The following is a 20,050-nucleotide window of genomic DNA, read 5'->3' as shown; positions in this document are numbered from 1 at the left end:
AGCGCGGTCACCTGAAAAGTCAACGCAGCCTAGAACGGCTTGACGATAATCGCGACAACCGCAATCACCATCAGGATCGTCGGCGCCTCATTCGCGATGCGATAGGTGCGACCGCTGCGTGTGTTGCGACCTGCAGCAAAATCCTTGCGGCGCGCTGCCATCCACATATGTGCCACCGTCATGGCGATCACGGCTAGCAGCTTGGCCCAGCCCCAGACTGCGCCAAAATCAAGTCCACCCATTCCGATCAACAAAATACCACAGACCCAGGCGGTAATCATGGACGGGTTCATGATCAGACGCAAAAGCTTCTGTTCCATGATCTGAAATGTCTGGTCCAGCTCTGATCCCGTTTTTGCGCGTTCAGCATGATAGACGAACAGACGCGGCAGATAAAACAACCCGGCCATCCAGGCGATCACGGCGATCACGTGCAGTGACTTGATCCAGTCGTAATATGGTATGAGCCAGTCCATCGTTTATCCCCTGTCCGGTCTGCGCCCTTCTTTAATAAATAAGTAAAGAAAAGATAGATGATGATTATGTAGTGCGCCAAGAATCTGGGGATGGATTTTTTGCCCGCAGACTTATGCACAGGCCATAAGTCGACCCGTGCGAGAGATGGCGGGCCAGTTTTTTAAAAATCATATGTTATTCAGTAATTTAACGTCTATAAAAGTGTTACGTAGATGTTAAGAACGACTTGACTCTGCAAGATGCGATCAGTTGCGCACAGCGAAGATTTATCCCATTCACAAGAGGATGATATTCATGAATGATGATTTCTGTCCCGCGTTCGCCCTGCCGTGTCCGGGTCCTGCACGGGGGGTGTCGCCGCCGCCCGCATCCCGCACCTAATGTCCCAGAGTTATCCCCATGTCCGCTAACCTGATCCTTGCCAGTGGTTCTGCGATCCGCGCCACACTGCTGCGAAATGCCGGTGTGCCGTTCGATGTCGTGAAACCACGCGTTGATGAAGACGCGATGCGTCTGTCATTACAACAGTCCGACGCGACACCTCGTGATATTGCGGATGCGCTGGCCGAAATGAAAGCGTCCAAGGTGTCTGCGAAACAAGCGGGTGCATTGGTCATCGGGTGTGACCAGGTGCTGGCACATGGTACCGCGATCCTGTCAAAACCCGAAACGCCAGAACAGGCGTTGTCCCAGTTGCAGTCCCTGCGCGGCCAGCGGCATCAGCTTTTATCGGCGGCAGTCGTGTATCTGGATGGCGCTCCGCAGTGGCGGCATGTGGGTGTTGTACGGATGCACATGCGTGACGCCAGCGACGCCTATCTTACGGACTATGTCAGCCGCAACTGGGAGGAGATCCGACATTGCGTCGGTGCCTATCAGCTAGAGGCAGAAGGGGTGCGTCTCTTTGAGCGCATTGAAGGGAATTATTTCGATGTCCTTGGTCTTCCGCTGCTTGACCTCTTGTCATATCTGACGCTGCGCGGAACACTTGCCGGATGAACGTTCCTGCTATTCCTCTTGCCGGCGTGATCGGGTTCCCGATCGGCCAATCAGCGTCCCCGCGGATGCACAAATACTGGCTGGCCCGTTATGGGCTGGTGGGCGATTATGTCCCGCTTGAAGTCAGCGAAAGTCAGCTTCGCAACGTGATCCAAACGATGCCGCAGATGGGGTTTGTCGGCGCAAACGTCACGATACCGCATAAAACTGCCGTGATGCAGATTGCAGACCATCTAAGCGACCGCGCCATTCTGGTCGGCGCCGCCAACACGCTGATTTTCCGGCCTGACGGAAAAATTCATGCCGATAACACCGACGGTTACGGTTTCATGTCAAACCTGCGTCAGGGCGCCCCGCACTGGAATGCGAAATCCGGACCGGCGGTCGTGCTGGGTGCTGGTGGCGCCGCACGGGCGATCATCGTCGCACTTGCAGACGCCGGCGTGCCGCAAATCCTGCTTGCCAATCGCACCCGTCCCAAAGCAGAAGCGCTGCGATCTGAATTCGGCACCCGGATCAAGGTCGTGGATTGGGTCCAGGCCAACACGGCGTTGGAAGATGCTAACCTGCTGGTCAATACCACCTCGCTGGGGATGATCGGGCAACCGGAACTGCGGTTGTCGCTGGATTATCTGTCACCATCAACGGTTGTCACCGATATTGTCTACAAACCGTTGCGCACGCCGCTGCTGGAACATGCGGCCGCGCGCGGCTGCGTGACGGTCGATGGTTTGGGCATGTTGCTGCATCAGGGCGTGCCGGGTTTTGAACGCTGGTTCGGCCAGCGACCAGAGGTTGACGACGCGCTGCGTCAGGCCGTTCTGGAATGACCTATCTATTGGGCCTGACAGGGTCCATCGGAATGGGGAAAAGCACGACGGCAGGTATGTTCAAGGATATCGGTGTCCCGGTCTGGGACGCCGATTCAGCGGTTCACGCGCTTTATGCTGTCGGCGGAGAGGCGGTCGCGCCGATTGCCGATCGGTTTCCAGATGCCGTCGTGGATTGTGCGGTATCGCGTCCGGCGCTGAACACGATCCTCAAAGCAGATCCCGGCGCGCTGTCCGATTTGGAACGCATCGTGCATCCGTTGGTCGCCGCGGATCGTGCCGCGTTCATCGCGGCCCAGGATGCAGACCTATTGGTGTTCGACATTCCGCTGTTGTTTGAAACCGGTGCAGATGAATGGCTGGACGGCACATTGGTCGTGACCGCACCTGCCGAAGTTCAGGCCAAACGGGTGCTGGCCCGTCCTGGCATGACGCGGGCGCAGTTCGACATGATCCTGTCCCGCCAGATGCCGGATGCCGAAAAACGTGATCGTGCCGATTTTATGATACAGACCCTGACACTGGACGACACGCGCCGCGCGGTGCAACAACTGGTGCGCGATCTGACAGGCGGAAAAACAGGGGCTCATCATGCGTGAAATCGTTTTGGACACTGAAACAACCGGGTTCGAGCCTGCCGAAGGTGACCGTATCGTCGAAATTGGCGCCGTTGAGCTGATGAACCATATGCCGACGGGACGGACGTATCATCAATATATCAACCCGCAGCGATCGATGCCGCAGGGCGCGTTCGAAGTGCATGGGCTGGGCGATGATTTTCTGCGCGACAAGCCGGTGTTCAAGGATATTGCACAGGATTTCGTTGATTTCATCGGGACTGCCAAACTGGTGATTCACAACGCCAAATTTGACATGAAATTCCTGAATGCTGAGCTGGGCTGGGTCGGGCGGCCGTTGCTGCCGATGAATCAGGCTCTGGATACGCTGGACATTGCGCGCAAGCGTTTTCCGGGATCGCCTGCTTCGCTGGATGCGTTATGCCGCCGGTTCGGCATCGACAATACATCGCGCACGCTGCACGGCGCGCTGCTTGATTCCGAAATTCTGGCAGAGGTTTATCTGGAACTGATCGGCGGACGGCAGCCCGATCTGGTGTTGCAGGGCAAGACGACGCAAAGCAGCGATTCCAAAGACACGGTCTGGCGCGCCTATCCGCGTGAAACGTCGCTGGGGTCGCGGATTACTGGTGAAGAAACCGCCGCCCATGCCGAATTTATCGAACGGTTGGGCGACGGGGCTTTGTGGAAAAAACTGGCCTGACGGATCAGTTGACCGGTTTGTTTTCGGCTTCTTTCTTCTGCGCTTCGACGCGGGCGGCCAGTTGCGCACGGTACAGGGCGACAAAATCGATCTGTTCCAGATTCAATGCCTGAAACCCGCCTTCGCGTGTCATGTTCGCCACGATCTGGCGGATATACGGGAATGTCAGGCGCGGGCATTCGATCAGCAAAAACGGATGCATCTGGTCGTCTGGCACGCCTGCGATCTGAAACACACCGGCATATTCCAACTCGAGGATGAACAGCGGTTCACCGGATTCCTTGGTTTTGGATGTGATGTTCAGCTTGGTCAGCACTTCATACTGGTTTTCAGCACCGCGTTTGCGGGCGTCGACGTTCACCTGAACCTGAATTTCCGGAACTGCGTCGCCCTTGATCCCCTTTTGGGCCAGAATATTTTCGAACGACATATCCCGCACGTATTGCGTGATGATGCGGTTGGATACCTGCGGCGTTTGCTGCGCTGCATCACCGGTGGCGTTGGATTCCGGCGTCGTTTCGGGTGTAGCGGCCATGTAAACTCTCCATCATGCTAGGTTGCGGACGGCATAGCAGGGCGCAGGGCCGTGCTCAATGCTGCGTCCAGCCGGATGGCGGATGCGTTGGTTTCTTGTCTGTATCGACAGACGTGTATTCACCATCGATCACGGTATCGTCAGGGTGTCCGTTACGATGCGGTTCCCGTCCCTGCCCCGGGGGTGTTCCCATTTCGAACCGCTGGACGTTGATACGCGATTTGATCGCCAGAAAAACGCGGTGGCGCACACCGGGGATCAACAGGGAAAATCCGACGGCATCGGTGAAAAACCCCGGCGTCAGCAGCAGGGCCCCTGCAAACAGGATCATTGCGCCATTGGCCAGCGGTTCTGACGGGTCCGAAAGCTGCGAAAATGATGACCGCAAGCGGTTCAGTTCACGCGCGCCCTGCGATCTGACAAGCCAGCTGCCCAGAAAAGCCGTCATGACGACGATCAACAATGTCGGCCACAGGCCAATCGCACCGCCGATCTGAATGAACAGCGCAATTTCGATCAGCGGGACGGCGATGAATGCCAATAGTAGATACATCTTCGGTCCTTTGGTCACAGGGGGCGACCATAGGTGGACTTGGCCGCTGCTGACACCTACATAAGAACAGACCAAAAAGTTACCAGCTGCGCGCAGCGAGAGGACACAATGAACGGACCCATTATTCAGATCCTTGTTCTGGCAGGCATCGCAATTTTTCTCGTCCTGCGTTTGCGTGGCGTGCTTGGCACGCGGGAAGGGTTTGAAAAGCCGCCAATCCCGCAGGAAAAAGCCGCCCCAAAGCGTCCCGATTTCGAAGTCATCGAAGGTGGACCCGATCGTGATATTATCGACCATGCGGACGAAGGCACATCAACGGCCATCGCATTGGCCGACATGAAACGGATCGACCCGTCGTTCAACGTGGGTGAATTTCTGTCTGGCGCACGTCAGGCGTATGAAATGATCCTGATGGCGTTTGAACGCGGCGATCTGGACGAGGTCAAACCGTTCTTGTCCGAAGACGTCGAAGCCGCGTTTACATCGGTGATCCACGAACGCGCCGACAAGGGTCTGACGGTCGATGCCTCTTTTGTCGGGATCAGCGACCTGAAACTGAAAGACGCCGCATTGGATCGTGACACGAACGAAGCAGAAATGACGATCCGTTTCGGTGGCGAACTGGTCTATGTGGTACGGGATGACGGCGGTGACATCATCGACGGTGACCCCAATGCGATCAAAAAGCAAAAAGACGTCTGGACGTTCGCACGTGTCATGGACAGTGGCGATCCCAACTGGCGTCTTGTCGCGACCGAATGATCGGCGGGCTGGCGCGGGCCGTTGCCGCGTCCCTGACGTTAGTGGGGGCGGCAATGGCTGAACCGACCTTTACCATTTTGGACTATGCCGATCTGGATGGATGGGACGCCGACGATCATGTCGCGGCGTTGGACGTTTTTGTGCAGACCTGCGGCGACATCCCGCGCACCGACTGGGCGCAACTTTGCGCCTTTGCCAAAGATGGGCCAGCGGCGCGCGATTTCTTTGAAACGTTCTTTAAGCCGGTTCTGATCGAAGACGGCAGCCCGATGCTGTTCACAGGCTATTTCGAACCTGAATTGTCCGGGTCGCTTGTCCCGTCCGGCAGGTATCGGCATCCGATCTATGCCTTGCCGTCCGATGGATCGGAAACACGGTTTTCCCGCCGCGAAATCGAAGAAGATCAACCCTTTGCCGGGTTGGAAATCGCCTGGCTGTCCGATCCGGTCGATCTGTTCTTTTTGCAGGTGCAGGGGTCTGGCCGCATCAGGTTGCCCGACGGGCAGACCATCCGCGTTGGTTATGCGGGAAAGAACGGACGCGATTATACCTCTGTCGGTCGGACGCTGGTGGAACGTGGTGTGTTCACGCTGGATCAGGTGTCCGCATCGACGATCCGCGATTGGGTGCGCAGCAATCCGGACGCAGGCCAAGAGTTGTTATGGCAAAACGAATCCTATGTCTTTTTTCGTGAAGTATCTGAAGTGCCGTCAGATCTGGGGCCACTGGGTGCAATGAACCGGTCGATCACGACGTTACGGACGATCGCCGTCGACCCCGAAATCACCATTCTGGGCGCGCCCGTTTGGATCGAAAAGGATGGCCTTGATCCGATGCGTCGCCTGATGATCGCGCAGGATACCGGGTCCGCGATCAAGGGCGCGCAGCGCGCCGATATTTTCTATGGCACCGGGCGCGCTGCCGGTCAGGCTGCCGGGGCAATCAAGGACGGTGGCCGGATGGTGGTGTTGATGCCCATCGACTATGCCCTGTCCAAAACCGAACCCGATGTTGTGTTCTGATGCGGCGGCCCCGCAACCTGTCCAAGGAAGAGCGGGCGATGTGGGATCACGTGGCCCGCAAGACGGACGCGCTGCATCCCGAACATCAACAGCCTGCGCCGACACCTGCCCCCAGCCCCAATAAACAGCCGCCAGCACCGCGCGCGCCCATGCCGGATTTTACCGTGGGGATGAAGGCCGATGTCACGCGGCCCCACGATATTCTGCCGCCCCTGCGCGAACGGTTGCGCAGTGCGCCCGTGCGCATGGACGCCAAGAATTTTATGCGGATGAAATCTGGCAAGCTGAAACCCGAAGGACGGATCGACCTGCACGGCATGTACCGTGACGAAGCCTATCCTGAACTGATCACGTTCATTTTGAATGCGCAGACGGCAGGCAAACGGTTGGTGCTGGTCATCACGGGCAAGGGCCGTGCCGGCGATGATTGGACGGGCGGGCGCGGCGTGCTGCGGCGTCAGGTGCCGCAATGGCTGCAACTGCCCCCGCTAGGCCCGGCTGTGCTGGAAGTGCGGCCTGCCCATCTGAAACACGGCGGCGATGGTGCGTATTACGTCTATCTACGCCGTCGCAAGTGATCGTGCGGCCCGCGTGACGCCGATGGTGGCCAAAGCGGCGGCCACGGCGAAAAAGATGGCGTAACCGATCATTTGCGCAGGGAAATCAACGCCCCAGTCGATCAGATATCCCGATACACCTGGCCCGATGGCGGACCCGAATACCATGATGGCGGCGGCGGCGGCCTTGATCGCGCCGATATGGCGGGTGCCATAGAATTCGGCCCAGAACGCGCCCGGCAGCGTGGATTGCAGGCCCTGCCCGATCCCCATGATCGCCATGCCAACGGCCGCTATGCCGATCCCCGGTGCCAAGGAGATGATGACAAATGACAGGGCGAACGGCAGCATATAAAGCGGCACGATCCGCGCGGTGCCGAACCGGTCAATGGCCCAGCCGGTGCCGAAATTCGCCCCGATAGTGACCAATGTGAACAGCGGAAACAGCGCCACGAACGCGGCAAGGGTCCAGTCTTTGACCTCTGACAGGTGGACTTGCTGGAACCACAATGCGGTGCCCCATGCGGGCGGCCCCAGCAACGCGGGTACCATCAGCCAGAACAGCGGATGACGCATCACGTCCAGACGGGTCCAGTGACGGTTGTCCATGCCCGCCGCCTGTTCATCCTGCGCCAGTGACTGCGGGGTGCGTTCCTGTCGCAACAACAGAACAATCAGCGGGATGGTGGCAACCACGATAACCCCGGCGATGACCCAAAGCGACCGCCAGCCGGTTGTTGCCAGAAGTGCGACAAAGACGATGGGCAGCACGGCTTGCCCGACGGCAAACCCCATGGAAGCGACGGCCAGCGCCTTGCCCCGGCTAGCGACGAACCAGCGCGCCATCGACACAACGGCCAGATGGCTGGACATGCCCTGCCCGAACAACCGCAGGAAAAAGATTGCGGGGATCAGCAGCAGCGCATTTGGAACTGCCGCCATGAAGAAACACGCCGCCGCCAGCCCGGCAAAAACGACGGTGGCGATGACCCGCACGCGAAAGCGGTCCACCAGCGTACCCGCCCAGACCATCGTGCCAGCCGATGCCAGCGTGCCAATGGTATAGATCCCGCCCCATTGCCCGTCAGTCAGGGCAAAATCCGTCATGATTCCACCCGCAAAAAGCGAGATAAAGAACGTCTGTCCGTAAGACGATGTCAGCGTCAGCGTGAAGCCTGCCAACAGAAACAGCCAGTTGGCGCGCAGAAACGATAAAAAAACCATGCGCCATACGTCGCGCCGTGACGCGGGAAAGAAAAGCCCTAAAGCACGTAGCGCGACAAATCTGTGGACCTTGCCATTTCGCCCAGATGCTTTTCGACAAAGGCCTCGTCGATGGCGATTTCGTCGCCGCCACGGTCGGGTGCGTTGAACGACAGATCCTCGAACACGCGTTCGATCACGGTGTACAGCCTGCGGGCACCGATGTTTTCGATGCTTTCGTTCACCTCTGCGGCGATTTTGGCCAGCGCTGCGATGCCATCCGTGGTAAAGGTGACGGTGACGTTTTCGGTTTTCATCAGCGCGGAATATTGCAGGGTCAGCGCGTTGTCGGTTTCCGTCAGGATACGGACGAAATCGGATTCGGTCAGGGCGCGCAGGTTCACGCGGATCGGCAGGCGGCCTTGCAGTTCGGGCAGCAGATCAGATGGCTTTGCCACATGAAACGCGCCGGATGCGATGAACAGGATGTGGTCCGTCTTGATCGGGCCGTGTTTGGTGCTGACGGTTGTGCCTTCGATCAGGGGCAGCAGGTCACGCTGCACGCCTTCGCGGCTGACGTCGCCGCCGCGTGCTTCGGATTTTGCACAGACCTTGTCGATTTCGTCCAGAAACACGATGCCGGATTGTTCGACGGCTTCCAGTGCTGTCTTTGTGACGCTTTCGTCATCCAGCAATTTGTCGGCCTCATCCGCGATCAGCAATTCATAGCTGTCTGCGACGGTCATCCGCTTTTTCACGGTGCGCCCGCCGCCCATTTTACCGAACAGTTCGCCCAGATTCATCATGCCGCCCATCCCGCCGGGTTGGCCGGGAATATCGATCCCACCAAGCGGGTTAGAGGTATCCTTGATCTCGATCTCGATCATCGTGTCGTCCAGCAGCCCGTCTTTGAGCTTTTTGCGGAACATGTCGCGGGTGCCTTCACGCGCGCCGTCACCGGCGATGGCGTTGATAACGCGATCCTCTGCCGCCTTGTGGGCGGATGCCTTGACGTCCTCGCGCATGTGTTCGCGGGTGTCGATGATCGCGGTATCGACCAGATCGCGGATGATCTGTTCCACGTCCCGCCCGACATAGCCGACTTCGGTGAATTTTGTGGCCTCGACCTTGATGAACGGTGCGCGGGCCAGTTTGGCCAGACGCCGGCTGATTTCGGTTTTGCCGACGCCGGTGGGACCAATCATCAGGATGTTCTTTGGATAAACTTCGTCCCGTAGATCATCGCCCAGCTGCTTGCGCCGCCAACGGTTGCGCAGAGCGACGGCAACGGCACGTTTGGCTTCGGCCTGCCCGATGATAAAGCGATCCAGTTCGGACACGATTTCGCGTGGGGTAAGGTCTGTCATGGCTGCCTCCGGCAGATTTTGAGTATTTCGGGCAAGATGATGAAAATGTCAGTCTGCCGTGACTGTTTCGATCGTCAGGTTGCCGTTGGTGTAGACGCAGATGTCAGACGCGATTGCCATTGCCTTGCGCGCGATGGCTTCGGCGTCCAGATCGCTGTCCATCAGGGCACGACCGGCGGCCAGTGCATAATTGCCGCCCGATCCGATGGCGGTCACATCGTGTTCCGGTTCCAGCACATCGCCCGCACCTGTGATGACATACAAATCGGTGCCGTCGCTGACGATCAGCATCGCTTCGAGCTTTTGCAGATATTTGTCGGTGCGCCATTCCTTGGCCAGTTCGACGCAGGCGCGTGACAACTGGCCGGGCGTCGCTTCGAGCTTTTTTTCCAGCCGTTCGAGCAGGGCAAAGGCATCCGCCGTGGAACCGGCAAAGCCAGCCACGACATCGGTGCCTTCGACAGCAAGGCGACGGACCTTGCGCGCCGTGCCCTTGATCACGGTCTGGCCCAGACTGACCTGACCGTCGCCCGCGATGACAACCCGGCCACCCTTGCGCACGCCGATGATCGTCGTGCCGTGCCAGCCGGGGAATTGATCGTTATCCATCGTGTCATCCTGTCGTCTATGTGTTGGGGATTATATGGTCGGACGGTTCGCGCGCGACAACCCCGGCACTTGAATGTGGCCTTGGGGTAGGTCAAGTTTATGTCATGGATCAACCGGGCGACGTCGTATTCTACCTGGACCCCGGGTTGCTGCAAAGCGCGCGGGCTGGAAAGCATAATTTTCTGGGTCTGGTAGCAAATTGCCTGACAGACGCAGGTTTGCGGGTGTGTCATGAACCCAATTCGCCAAAGGCCCGTAAAGAGTCAGCCCAGCGGCCGGGGTATTCGCTGTTTCATATGGACGAACCGGATCATCCGCGCGCACTGACGCTGCGCCGCAATTATTATTACCCGTTCTGGCAAATTGAAAATTCGGCCCGGCGCTGGGAATGGACGGTCGCCCTGACAAAGTTTCAGGGCGCCACTATCGACCGGACCGAAGCGGCGCGGTTTTTTAATTTCTGGCGCAAGCGGCTGTTTCCGGGGTTGGCACCTGACAGCACCAAACACGGGCCGCTTTACATGCCTTTGCAAGGATTGGTGCGCGAACATCGATCATTCCAGACCTGCAGTCCCATCGAAATGGTCCGCCGCACCGCCGACAGATTTCCGGACCGGGACATCATTCTGACGCTGCATCCCAACGAACGCTATTCCACCGGGGATCACGACGCGCTGCAAAAGCTGGAAGATGCCTATGACAACGTCAGCATCAGCGCGCGCCCGATGGAAAGCATCCTGCCGGGATGTTCGGCGGTGGTGACACAGAATTCATCGGTCGCACTGTCGGGTTTTCTGTTTCGCAAGCCCGCCGTGCTGTTCGCGCAGATCGATTTTCACCATATCGCGGGCAATGTCCCCCAAGACGGTGAAGACAAGGCGTTCAAGACATTGGATCGCGTGCCAGATTTCGAAGGGTATTTCTGGTGGTTCCTGCAGCAGATGTCGATCAATGCAGGCCGCCCCGAAGCCCCGGAAAAGATCGCGTCCACCCTGCGCGGTCACGGCTGGCCGGTTTGACCGTCGCACCGTCGGCCCCGCAAAAAACAGGCCGCCCCGATCCGGGACGGCCTGCGATCATCACACCTGTACAGTGGTTCAGATGGAATCTTCGATCCAGCTTTGGATGGCGGCCTTGGGGGCTGCACCGGCCTTGTTCGATACGACTTCGCCGTTTTTAAAGACGAACAGGGCGGGGATGCCGCGCACGCCCATCTGTGCCGGGGAATTCGGGTTTTCGTCGACGTTGACCTTTACGATTTTCACGCGGCCTTCCATTTCGTTCGACAGTTCTTCGAGTGCCGGGCCGATCTGTTTGCAAGGGCCACACCATTCTGCCCAGAAATCCACCACGACGGGGATATCGGACTGTTTGACTTCGGCGTCGAATGTGGCGTCGGTGACGGCATGGGTTGCCATTGGACTTACTCCTGGGGTCAGTGTCAGGGATGGAACCTATGAACGCCCACGCCCCGCGTCAAGCGACAGACTGGCGTGACAGGGCGGTCCGCGCCGCATCGGTCGGCACATCCATCAGCGTCGCGGTCGCCGTCCACAGGATCGCCAGCTTGATCTGATGTGCAGGATAGATCAGCGCCAGCGCGTCGGCATACGCACCCATCTGCCGCAACAGACCTTCGGGAATGTGTGCGGGATCGTCGGGAACCAGACGGTTCGTTTTGAAATCAACCGCCGTCACGGTGTCGTTTGTGACGATCAACCGGTCGATGGTGCCGTTGATCCGGCGACCGTCCAGACCGGGCAGGGCGGCGGTGATCCCGACCTCTGCCAATGTGCCGTCAAAGACATGCGACAGATGCGACGCGTCCAGCAGCGCCAGCGCGTCGTCGACCAGCCCGTCCGTCGGCACGTCGTCGGCACCGGGATAAGACGCCAGCAGGGTTTGCCCGACCGCGCGGCGGTCGTTGGCGGGCTGTGCGGGCAGATGTTCCAGCAGCAGATGCATCAGGGTGCCGCGCATCATGGCCGTGTCCACGTCATCGTTGGACGGATCGCCGGGCAGAATTTTTGCACCGTCCATCTGTGACGGCGACAGCGTCGGCACCCGGATCGCGGGCGGGATCGGGCCAAGCGTCAGTGGCGGCGTGTCTGGCATAGCGTCGTGGGTGGCGGCTCGCATCGTACCGCTGCGCCAGTCACCATTGCAGACGCGCTGGATCGCCAGATCACCCGCCTGATCCAGCGCGGCACCAGCATGTTCCATGCCTTCGGCGACCAGATCGTACCAACCTGTGCCGTCCTTGCCGGGTTTGCCTGCAGATCCAACGATCAGCCATTTTTCCGCCCGCGTCATTGCCACATATAGCAGCCGCAGTCGTTCGCGCGCCTGTTTGTCGGTCAGGGCATCCAGCCGGGATTCAATGGCGGGGGGGATATCAGCCTTGATCGGTTTCCACAGCGGCGGCTGCCCCGGCAGGACGTCGCCCCGGATCAGTTCGGCACGCTCCTTGGCGTCGGGTAGGATCACGATGGGCGCTTCCAGACCCTTTGCGCCATGGACAGTCATCACCCGGATCTGATCGCCCTGCGCGTCGACCTGCCGCTTGATCGTCAGATCGTCGGCATCCATCCAGCCGATGAAACCTGTCAGACTGGGTACGCCGTCGCGTTCATAGGCCAGCGCCTGTGCGAGCAGAGCGTCGATCCCGTCCTCTGCCTCTGCCCCCAGACGGGCAAGCAGTTTGCGGCGTCCGTCATGGCGCACCAGCAACCGCGCGATCAGATCATAGGGCCGCAGGAAATCGGCGCGGTCCAGAAGACCGGTCAGCACATCATGGGTCGCCTGATACGCGGGGTCGGACCGCAGCGTCTGCCACAGGAATTGCCCGTCGGGACGGTGATGCGCCAGCGTGAATAGCTGCTGTTCCGACCAGCCGAACAGTGGCGATTTCAACGCGGCAGCCAGCGACAGATCATCCTCTGGCAACGCCAGAAAACGCAGGACGGCGGCAATATCCTTGACCGCCAGTTCCGCGCCGACGCGGAGCACGTCGGCACCGGCGATGGGCAGACCCGCAACCTTGCACGCACGGATCAGTTCGGGGAACAGCAGGCCCTGACGGCTTTGTACGAGGATGAGGAAATCGCCCGCCCGCACAGGGCGATGATCGTATGTGCCGGTATTGTCGATTTCGACCGGCAGGTATTCGTCCGCGATCATGCGTTTGATCTGGCCCGCCACCCGTTCGGCCATGCGGACCATGTGGTGGCTTTCGCTGACTTCATCCACCGGTTCGGTCCAGTCGCCTTCGGCGTCGGCATCGTCGTCTGACGGTTCGATCAGCGGCCACAGGTCCACGCGGCCGGGCATGTCGGATTTGAACGCAAGGTGGCGCACGTCCCCGCCCAAGGCATCGGCCCGGTCACGCACAAAGGTCTGATCGACCACCCGCAGGATCGACGGGGCGGACCGGAACGAATGTTCAAGCGTGCTGACGGCCAAAGGCGCGTCACTGTCGGTCAGGCCGGTGGCAAAATGATCGCGCATCCGCTGGAATTCCAGTGGGTCAGCGCCCTGAAATGAATAGATCGACTGTTTCACGTCACCCACGACAAAGATCGTGCGCCCCTCGTCGGCGCGCGCGCCTTCGCCGCTGACCAGTTCGCGCGTCAGGTGGCGGATCACGTCCCATTGCGCGGGGGATGTATCCTGCGCCTCGTCCACCAGCAGGTGGTTCATACCGCCATCCAGCCGGAACAAGACCCATTCCGACACCAGCGGATCGGCCAGCAGGGTCCGCGCCTTGGCAATCAGGTCGTCGAAATCTAGAACGCCCAGCGCCGTTTTCTGCGCGCGGTAGGCACGGGTAAAGACATGGCCGAAGCGATGCAGCGCCACCGATCTGTCCAGCGTCATCAGCGCCAGCCGCGTGCCGCGTGCCAATTCCACCTGTTCCATCAACCCGTTCAGCGCGTCGGTCAGGTCGGCATGCGCGGTCTGCACCGCCTTGGTCGGGAATTTGCCGATCTTGGCAGTGAACGGGTTGGCCCCGGATTTGGTCAGGCACACGGCTTCAAGCGTTTCAAGATCGCGGACACATGGCGCTGCCAGATCGATCAGGGACAGGGCATCGGCGGCCTTGTTATCGTTGACGCCACCTGTCCGCAGGGCGGGGATCAGATCGCGGATGATCTCGCATCCATCGGGGCCAAGGATATCCGCGACCAGTTGATCCGGTGTGGCCCCCGGCGTCAGGTCCAGCGTGTCGCGCAGTGCGGCAAGATCCGGCTGATCTGCAAAGGCATCGGGTGATTGGGCAATGGATTTGACCAGATCGTCCAGATCGGCCCCGGTAAAATAGCGCAGCACATCCACCACGACCGCGCGGGCATCGCCTTGCACCAGCGCGTCCATCACATCGGCGCGCATCAACGCGGCGGACCGGTCGTCAATTTCGCGAAAATCAGGGCTGACCCCCGCTTCGAGCGGGAAACGTCGCAGGATGCTGGCACAGAACGAATGGATCGTCTGGATCTTTAGACCACCCGGCGTTTCGATGGCAGAGGCGAACAGCGTGCGGGCGCGGTTCAGGTCATGATCACCGATATCCTGTGTCACGCCCAGCGTTCGCAATTCATCACGCAGGGGGGTGTCGTCCAGCATGGCCCAGCCGCCCAGACGTTTGAACAGGCGGTTCTGCATCTCTGCGGCGGCGGCTTTGGTATAGGTCAGGCACAGAATGTTCTGTGGGCTGACGCCTTCCAGCAGCAAACGCGCCACGCGGTCGGTCAGCACGCGGGTCTTGCCCGACCCTGCGTTCGCTGACAGCCAAGTCGACGCGTGGGGATCGGCGGCTGTGACTTGCCGCTGTGTTGCCTGATCGCGGATCATGTCAGCACCTGCGGCACGGATTTATCCGCGTCCGTCCATTCGCCACGCCGCGCCAGATGGTCATATTCGCTGTCGTAGGTCACGCGCTGCGGGGCACGTCGCGCGGTATAGGGCCAGTCTGCCGCCTGACACATGGTCAGAAATTTGATCAGCTGCGACCAGACGACATCGGGTGGGTGATCGTCCAGCGGTGCGCGCACTGTCGGCATTCCGCGTTTGATCCCCAGAAATTCGGCGGCCTGGACAGGACGTGCACCGACGGCGGCAAAAGCACCGCGTTCGATCATCGCGGCCTCGACCAGCAGCTGCTTGTCGAACAGCCCCTGTTCCTTGACCGATGGCAAGCGGCCCGTTTTGTAATCGTAGATCAACGCGCGGCCGTCGGGCGCGGCGTCGATCCGGTCGGCCTTGCCGTTCAACTGCAGGTTCGGGCCGGGCACGACGATGTCGCCCCAAGTTTCTGTCGCAATTGGGGTGCCCGCCGTCTGACGCGCGGTTTCGTGATGCAGGAATTGCGGCGCGATCTGGTCCATCAACACGCGCCATTGCAGCCGCACCGTTGGCCAGGGGCACATTTCGGCCAAAGTTTGATCCGCAAGCGTCAGCAGTCTGTGCAATGCTGTGGGGTCCGCCGCAGGCTGTCGGGTGTCGACAAAGCGTTCCAGTATCTTGTGGAACACATCGCCCTTCAGCGCGGCGTCGACATCCGCCGTCAGCGGGTTCAGGGCGTTCAGTTTCAGGACCTTACGGGCATAAATCGCATAGGGATCGCGGTAGAGCGTTTTGATCTGCGTGACAGAGATTTTGGAGGGCCGCGCGGTCACGGGCGGTTGCGGGGCAGGGCGCAGCGCACGCGCGACCGGGGCGTCGGGCTGTGACAGACGTGCCGCCTGACGTAGCCAGTCATTGCCCCGGTTACGCATGTTTTGCAGCGCGGTGGGGCCATCGCCATCCGGCAAGCCAGCCAGCAGGTTGGTCAGACGGTTCACCCAACGCGACGGCACGGTTTCGGCATCGGCATCGCGGCGCGCCCGCGTGATCCAGACATGCGGGGCACAGACTGCCTGTTGGTAGTCATGCGCAGACAACCCGATCTGGCGTTCCGGCAGCAGCAACCCGGCCTGTGCGCGCAAGGGGCGGTTCAACCATGGATCGGGGGTTGGGCTGGGTGGCCAGATCCCGTCGTTCATCCCGCCAAGTATCACCAGTTCCGCACCGCCGACCCGCGCCTCTAGCGTGCCAAGGATCAGGATATCGGGGCGTCCGGCGTCACGGTCACGCACGCTGCCTTTGGCCAGCAGGGCGCGGAACAGCGCGGCGTAATCGCGGGTATCCATCGGGTTGCCTGCGTCGGCATCGCGGGCCAGCGCGTCAACCACGCCGCGCGCCTTGCGTCCGGCCTGTTTCTGGAACAATTCGCCAGTGTCTGTGCCATTTGGGCCGGTCGCCAGCAAGGTCGCGGCGGCCATGTGCTGTGCCAGATGATCGGCGATCGGCAGCGTGCCGCTGTGATCCAGCGCCGCGATGACGCCACCGACCCAAGCGGTCCAACCGGCCAGACCGTACTTTGGCGTTTTCATGTTGCCGATCCATGTGGCGATCACGTCGGCGGTCAGAAACGGCGGGCCGCCCTGGCGCAAATGCAGTTCCAGATCGCGGGTCCACAGCAGGTGCTGGTTGCGGTCGGCACCGTTGTTGGTCAGCGGGTGCTTCAGCAGGACCAGCAGCGCCTCTGCCGTGACGGGACGGCCAAAGGCGCTGACGATATGTTCCAGAAACCGCCCCGGCGGTGACAGGCCCAACGGCAGACCGGCGCTGTCGTCGGGGATGATGTCCCAACGGTCCAGCGCCGCCGCGACCTGCCGTGTCAGCATCCGGTCGGGCGTGATCAGCGCGGCGGTCGTCCCTTCTGCCGCGGCTTGCCTTAGACGCAGGGCAATCGTCTCCGCCTCTCCCCGCGGGCTGTCGGCCTCGACGAGCGTGACTTGCGCCATCGCGTCCGGCAGGTTGGTCAGGCTGCGACCCGCTGTGCGCCATTGATCGGTGACGGGCGCGGGACGCAGCGATAGCGACACCAGCGCATTGCGCGCGGGCGTCGGGGGTGCATCAATGGTCCATGGAAAGACCTGCGCTGCGGTCATGTCCAGATCGTGCATCAGGCGGCGATAGCGGTACTGGGGGTGATCTTCGTGTGTCATGCCGGTCGCCATTCCGTCCCAGACGTCCTGCGGCAGATCGAAATCGAAACCCGGCAGCACAACGGCCCCTTGCGGCAGGCGCGCGACGGCCTGCATCAGCAGGCCCGTGGCCCCCCGTGATCCGGTGGAGCCCGCGACGATTACAGGCGTATCGGGTGGTGTGGTGGCCCATGTGTCGATCAGCGACAGGATGTGGCGTCGTTGTCGTGCGGCGGCATCGGGTTGTGCCGCATCGGCAATGAAATAGGGTTCAAGCAGTTTCAGAAACGCCAGTGACTGTTGCCAATGACCCGACACATCGCTGATATCCAGATGCGCCAGCGTGTCGAAATCCACGCCTTCACCGTGCATTTCGTCCATCAGGGCGGCCAGGCTGTCGGACAGATCATAGAGCGCGGCGCGCGGCAGGCCGGGGGTCGCGTCGATCAGTTTTTCGACTGCGCGGGACAGTTCCAGCCTGCGCCGCAGCGGCGATACCGGGACGTCAAGGGTGGACAGATCGCCTTCGAATGCAAGGTCAGTGACAAGCTTGATCCGGGGCAGCAGGCGGGGCGGGCCTGCATCGAATTCCGCCCTGACCTGCCGTTGCATCCGGGCAGAGTTCACGTAGATCCGCGCCTGTGCCAGATCATCGGTGCGGGTCAGCAGTCCGGCCACAAAGCCACGGGCAAAGTCGATGCCGGGAGCCAGACCGAACATGCGGGGACTGTCGCTGGGGTCAAACATCGGTGCGGTCCAACAAGGATTCGGCCAGCGGGATGCTGTCCGGTCGTCCGACGTCGCAGATATGACCGTCCCAGACCAGACCATAAAGCCCGCCATTTGCAATCATCTGGTCCCAGACGATGTTCAGCGAAAAGGCCGGATTGGGGATACCGGGCAGGCGATCCGTGCGGGTCAGTTGCAGTCCGGTATAGATCAGGTCGCGGCCCCGCGTCAGTCGCCCATCGGCCGCGCGGGCAAAATCGCCGGGGCCAGTGTGACCGTGGACATGGGATTTATCGACAAGCAGCAACAATGCTTCCATCCGGGGGTGCCAAGTGTCGCACAGGGTCGGGACCGGGTTTGCACCACGCCAGACCGCATCGGTGTTCAGTGTCACGACGGGTCCGGCGCCCAGCAATGGCAGGGCGTGGCGCAGACCGCCGCCGGTTTCCAACAGATCGGCCTCGTATGATACAGCGATGTCCCGACCGGCCAGATGATCGTCAATCATCGCGGATTTGTAGTGCGCGTTGACCACGCGATGACCGATACAGGGCACGTCCAACAGGGCCAGCGCATGGTCGATCAGGGCGCGGCCCGCGACATGAATCAGCGGTTTTGGCCGATCGTCGGTCAGGGGGGCCATGCGCGTGCCTTTGCCAGCGGCGAACAGAAGGGCGGGGAATGTTGGTGTCATGCGGGGACTGGTGGCAAATCGCGCAGGACGATTACGCGCAGGTCAGATAGTGCCGGATGGCCCAGATCGCGCATCAACACCGACCAGACGCGCGGCATCATGGTGCGGTAACGCGGCTTGCCGTTGGCGATCAGGCGGGCGAATACACCCAGAATCCGCAGGTTGCGCTGGGCGCTTAACACCGCCAGCCGCAGCGTGATCTGATCCATCGTCATGCCTGTGGCATCGGCAAAGCGCGAGGCGGCCCGGTCGCGGATCGAAGGCGGCATATCGCGGCGGATATCACCCAGCAGCGATGCCAGATCATAGCCGCGCGGAGCGATGAATGCGTCCTGAAAATCCAGCAGGCCGACCCGGTCCAGTCCGGTGCGGTCCGGTCGCCAGATCAGGTTTTCGGCGTGAAAATCGCGCAGGGCCAGATGGTCTGCCGCTGGTGCGTGACGGTCCAGCACGTCACGCACGGCGGATACCAGTGGGGCGGGGTCGCAGTTGGCATAGGCGGTGGCGGTAATCGCGACCATGTCCGCCCCGACCTGCGGCGTCATGCGGTGCAGCGCGGGAGGGTGCAGGCGATCCAGCGCGATCAGCACGTCGGTCGCGGCATCATACAGCACAGTTTCCTGTTGCGGCGCGCGCGATGCGGCTGCGGCCAGCGTTTCGTGCCCAAGGTCGGACAGCAGCACGAAACCATCGTCCGCATCGTGGTGCAGAATGTGCGGCGCGGTCAGGCCGCTGTCGGTCAGGTAACGGGCAATGTCGACAAAGGGGGCCGTGCGTTCGCCTGTGGCGGGGTCGGCATCCATCAGGATCACCGTGCCGCCATGGGCTGAAGTCAGTCGGTCATAGCGGCGGGCAGAGGCGTCGCCCGCAATCGGTGTGACCACATCCTTGCCATGCCCCGCGTGGGTCAGGAACGCGGTCTTTCGCGCGGCACGGTCAGTCATTGGACAGGTCCAGCCTTTGCGCCCAGGGTGCGGGACCAAACAGGGTCAGCAGATGATCGTCCTTGCGGGCCTGAAACCGGCAGGTCAACGCATCCACCGGTGTTGCATCACCCAGACGGTCAGGCCATTCGATCAGGCAGATCGCATCGTCAAAGGCATCGGACAGGCCCAGTTCCAACACCTCTTCCGGGGCGGTCAGACGGTAAAGATCACAGTGCCAGATTTCGAGTGTTCCGTCGTCATAGGTCTGCACCAGCGTAAAGGTCGGAGAGGGGACATCTTCCATCCGGCCCAGTCGTGCGCGGATAAGGGCGCGCGCGAATGCGGTCTTGCCCGCGCCGATGTCACCTTCCAGCAGCAAAGTATCACCAGCGGTCAGAACAGCGGCAAAGCGCGCAGCCCAGTGATCGGTCGCGGCAAGATCGGTCAGGGAAATTTCAGCAAGCGGGGCAGACATGCC

The 20,050-nt window shown here is 60.8% G+C and carries 20 protein-coding genes; 8 read left to right on the top strand and 12 right to left on the bottom strand.

What is annotated here, in order from left to right; all coding sequences use genetic code 11:
- Window positions 1–29: 29 nt before the first annotated feature.
- A complete protein-coding gene (hemJ, locus tag GZH79_RS08860) occupies window positions 30–476 on the bottom strand; it encodes a protoporphyrinogen oxidase HemJ (RefSeq protein ID WP_211643419.1) in 447 nt (148 codons plus the stop codon).
- A 400-nt stretch (window positions 477–876) separates the two neighbouring features.
- Here hemJ and GZH79_RS08855 point away from each other — a divergent pair, with 400 nt between their 5' ends.
- The 4 genes from GZH79_RS08855 to dnaQ are packed head-to-tail and all read left to right on the top strand — an operon-like array spanning window position 877 to window position 3,587.
- A complete protein-coding gene (locus tag GZH79_RS08855) occupies window positions 877–1,476 on the top strand; it encodes a Maf family nucleotide pyrophosphatase (RefSeq protein WP_211643418.1) in 600 nt (199 codons plus the stop codon).
- On the top strand, window positions 1,473–2,306 hold the full coding sequence (locus GZH79_RS08850) for a shikimate dehydrogenase (protein ID WP_211643417.1): 834 nt from the start codon (window positions 1,473–1,475) through the stop codon (window positions 2,304–2,306). Before GZH79_RS08855 ends, GZH79_RS08850 begins: the two co-directional genes overlap by 4 nt.
- The gene (gene coaE / locus GZH79_RS08845; protein ID WP_211643416.1) at window positions 2,303–2,905 is read left to right on the top strand and encodes a dephospho-CoA kinase; all 603 of its coding nucleotides are present in this window, start codon (window positions 2,303–2,305) and stop codon (window positions 2,903–2,905) included. The genes GZH79_RS08850 and coaE overlap by 4 nt, the downstream gene beginning before the upstream one ends.
- Window positions 2,898–3,587 (top strand): DNA polymerase III subunit epsilon, encoded by a 690-nt coding sequence (gene dnaQ, locus GZH79_RS08840; protein WP_211643415.1) that lies wholly within the window; start codon window positions 2,898–2,900, stop codon window positions 3,585–3,587. Before coaE ends, dnaQ begins: the two co-directional genes overlap by 8 nt.
- A 4-nt stretch (window positions 3,588–3,591) precedes the next feature.
- On the opposite strand, the gene secB is transcribed toward dnaQ, so the two are convergent.
- Both secB and GZH79_RS08830 read right to left on the bottom strand, forming a co-directional pair.
- Window positions 3,592–4,122: a protein-export chaperone SecB gene (gene secB / locus GZH79_RS08835; RefSeq protein ID WP_211643414.1), complete on the bottom strand. Its 531-nt coding sequence runs from the start codon at window positions 4,120–4,122 to the stop codon at window positions 3,592–3,594.
- Window positions 4,123–4,177: 55 nt separating this feature from the next.
- Entirely contained in the window at window positions 4,178–4,675 is a 498-nt protein-coding gene (locus tag GZH79_RS08830) for an FxsA family protein (RefSeq protein WP_211643413.1), read from the bottom strand.
- A gap of 108 nt (window positions 4,676–4,783) precedes the next feature.
- Here GZH79_RS08830 and GZH79_RS08825 point away from each other — a divergent pair, with 108 nt between their 5' ends.
- Genes GZH79_RS08825 through GZH79_RS08815 form a run of 3 tightly spaced genes read left to right on the top strand, consistent with a single transcriptional unit; the run spans window position 4,784 to window position 7,037 of the window.
- Window positions 4,784–5,437, top strand: a complete 654-nt coding sequence (locus GZH79_RS08825) for a Tim44/TimA family putative adaptor protein (RefSeq protein WP_211643412.1) — start codon at window positions 4,784–4,786, stop codon at window positions 5,435–5,437.
- 53 nt (window positions 5,438–5,490) lie between these two features.
- Complete coding sequence (locus GZH79_RS08820; protein WP_249219048.1) at window positions 5,491–6,459, top strand: murein transglycosylase A; 969 nt, start codon at window positions 5,491–5,493, stop codon at window positions 6,457–6,459.
- Window positions 6,459–7,037, top strand: coding sequence for a Smr/MutS family protein (locus GZH79_RS08815; protein WP_211643410.1), 579 nt, complete (start codon window positions 6,459–6,461; stop codon window positions 7,035–7,037). The genes GZH79_RS08820 and GZH79_RS08815 overlap by 1 nt, the downstream gene beginning before the upstream one ends.
- On the opposite strand, the gene GZH79_RS08810 is transcribed toward GZH79_RS08815, so the two are convergent.
- The 3 genes from GZH79_RS08810 to hslV are packed head-to-tail and all read right to left on the bottom strand — an operon-like array spanning window position 7,020 to window position 10,195.
- Window positions 7,020–8,240, bottom strand: a complete 1,221-nt coding sequence (locus GZH79_RS08810) for an MFS transporter (protein ID WP_211643409.1) — start codon at window positions 8,238–8,240, stop codon at window positions 7,020–7,022. The genes GZH79_RS08815 and GZH79_RS08810 overlap by 18 nt on opposite strands.
- Before the next feature lie 38 nt (window positions 8,241–8,278).
- On the bottom strand, window positions 8,279–9,586 hold the full coding sequence (gene hslU / locus GZH79_RS08805) for an ATP-dependent protease ATPase subunit HslU (protein ID WP_211643408.1): 1,308 nt from the start codon (window positions 9,584–9,586) through the stop codon (window positions 8,279–8,281).
- A 48-nt stretch (window positions 9,587–9,634) separates the two neighbouring features.
- Window positions 9,635–10,195 carry an ATP-dependent protease subunit HslV gene (gene hslV / locus GZH79_RS08800; protein WP_211643407.1) on the bottom strand — a complete coding sequence of 187 codons (561 nt, stop codon included), beginning with the start codon at window positions 10,193–10,195 and terminating at the stop codon, window positions 9,635–9,637.
- Between the two features lie 104 nt (window positions 10,196–10,299).
- Here hslV and GZH79_RS08795 point away from each other — a divergent pair, with 104 nt between their 5' ends.
- On the top strand, window positions 10,300–11,214 hold the full coding sequence (locus GZH79_RS08795) for a hypothetical protein (RefSeq protein WP_211643406.1): 915 nt from the start codon (window positions 10,300–10,302) through the stop codon (window positions 11,212–11,214).
- 78 nt (window positions 11,215–11,292) lie between these two features.
- Here the strand turns inward: GZH79_RS08795 and trxA are convergent, their stop codons facing one another.
- Genes trxA through tsaE form a run of 6 tightly spaced genes read right to left on the bottom strand, consistent with a single transcriptional unit; the run spans window position 11,293 to window position 20,047 of the window.
- Entirely contained in the window at window positions 11,293–11,613 is a 321-nt protein-coding gene (gene trxA / locus GZH79_RS08790; protein WP_211643405.1) for a thioredoxin, read from the bottom strand.
- Window positions 11,614–11,671: 58 nt separating this feature from the next.
- Window positions 11,672–15,046 (bottom strand): double-strand break repair helicase AddA, encoded by a 3,375-nt coding sequence (addA, locus tag GZH79_RS08785; RefSeq protein WP_211643404.1) that lies wholly within the window; start codon window positions 15,044–15,046, stop codon window positions 11,672–11,674.
- Window positions 15,043–17,970 carry a double-strand break repair protein AddB gene (gene addB, locus GZH79_RS08780; RefSeq protein ID WP_211643403.1) on the bottom strand — a complete coding sequence of 976 codons (2,928 nt, stop codon included), beginning with the start codon at window positions 17,968–17,970 and terminating at the stop codon, window positions 15,043–15,045. Before addB ends, addA begins: the two co-directional genes overlap by 4 nt.
- Window positions 17,963–18,646 carry a nucleotidyltransferase family protein gene (locus tag GZH79_RS08775; protein ID WP_211643402.1) on the bottom strand — a complete coding sequence of 228 codons (684 nt, stop codon included), beginning with the start codon at window positions 18,644–18,646 and terminating at the stop codon, window positions 17,963–17,965. The genes addB and GZH79_RS08775 overlap by 8 nt, the downstream gene beginning before the upstream one ends.
- Window positions 18,643–19,590, bottom strand: a complete 948-nt coding sequence (locus GZH79_RS08770) for a phosphotransferase (protein WP_211643401.1) — start codon at window positions 19,588–19,590, stop codon at window positions 18,643–18,645. Before GZH79_RS08770 ends, GZH79_RS08775 begins: the two co-directional genes overlap by 4 nt.
- Entirely contained in the window at window positions 19,583–20,047 is a 465-nt protein-coding gene (gene tsaE, locus GZH79_RS08765) for a tRNA (adenosine(37)-N6)-threonylcarbamoyltransferase complex ATPase subunit type 1 TsaE (protein WP_211643400.1), read from the bottom strand. Before tsaE ends, GZH79_RS08770 begins: the two co-directional genes overlap by 8 nt.
- Window positions 20,048–20,050: the final 3 nt, after the last annotated feature.

This window comes from Loktanella sp. SALINAS62 (genome assembly GCF_018263905.1).
Taxonomy (GTDB): Bacteria; Pseudomonadota; Alphaproteobacteria; order Rhodobacterales; family Rhodobacteraceae; genus Loktanella.
This window is presented reverse-complemented; position numbering and strand designations above follow the sequence as displayed.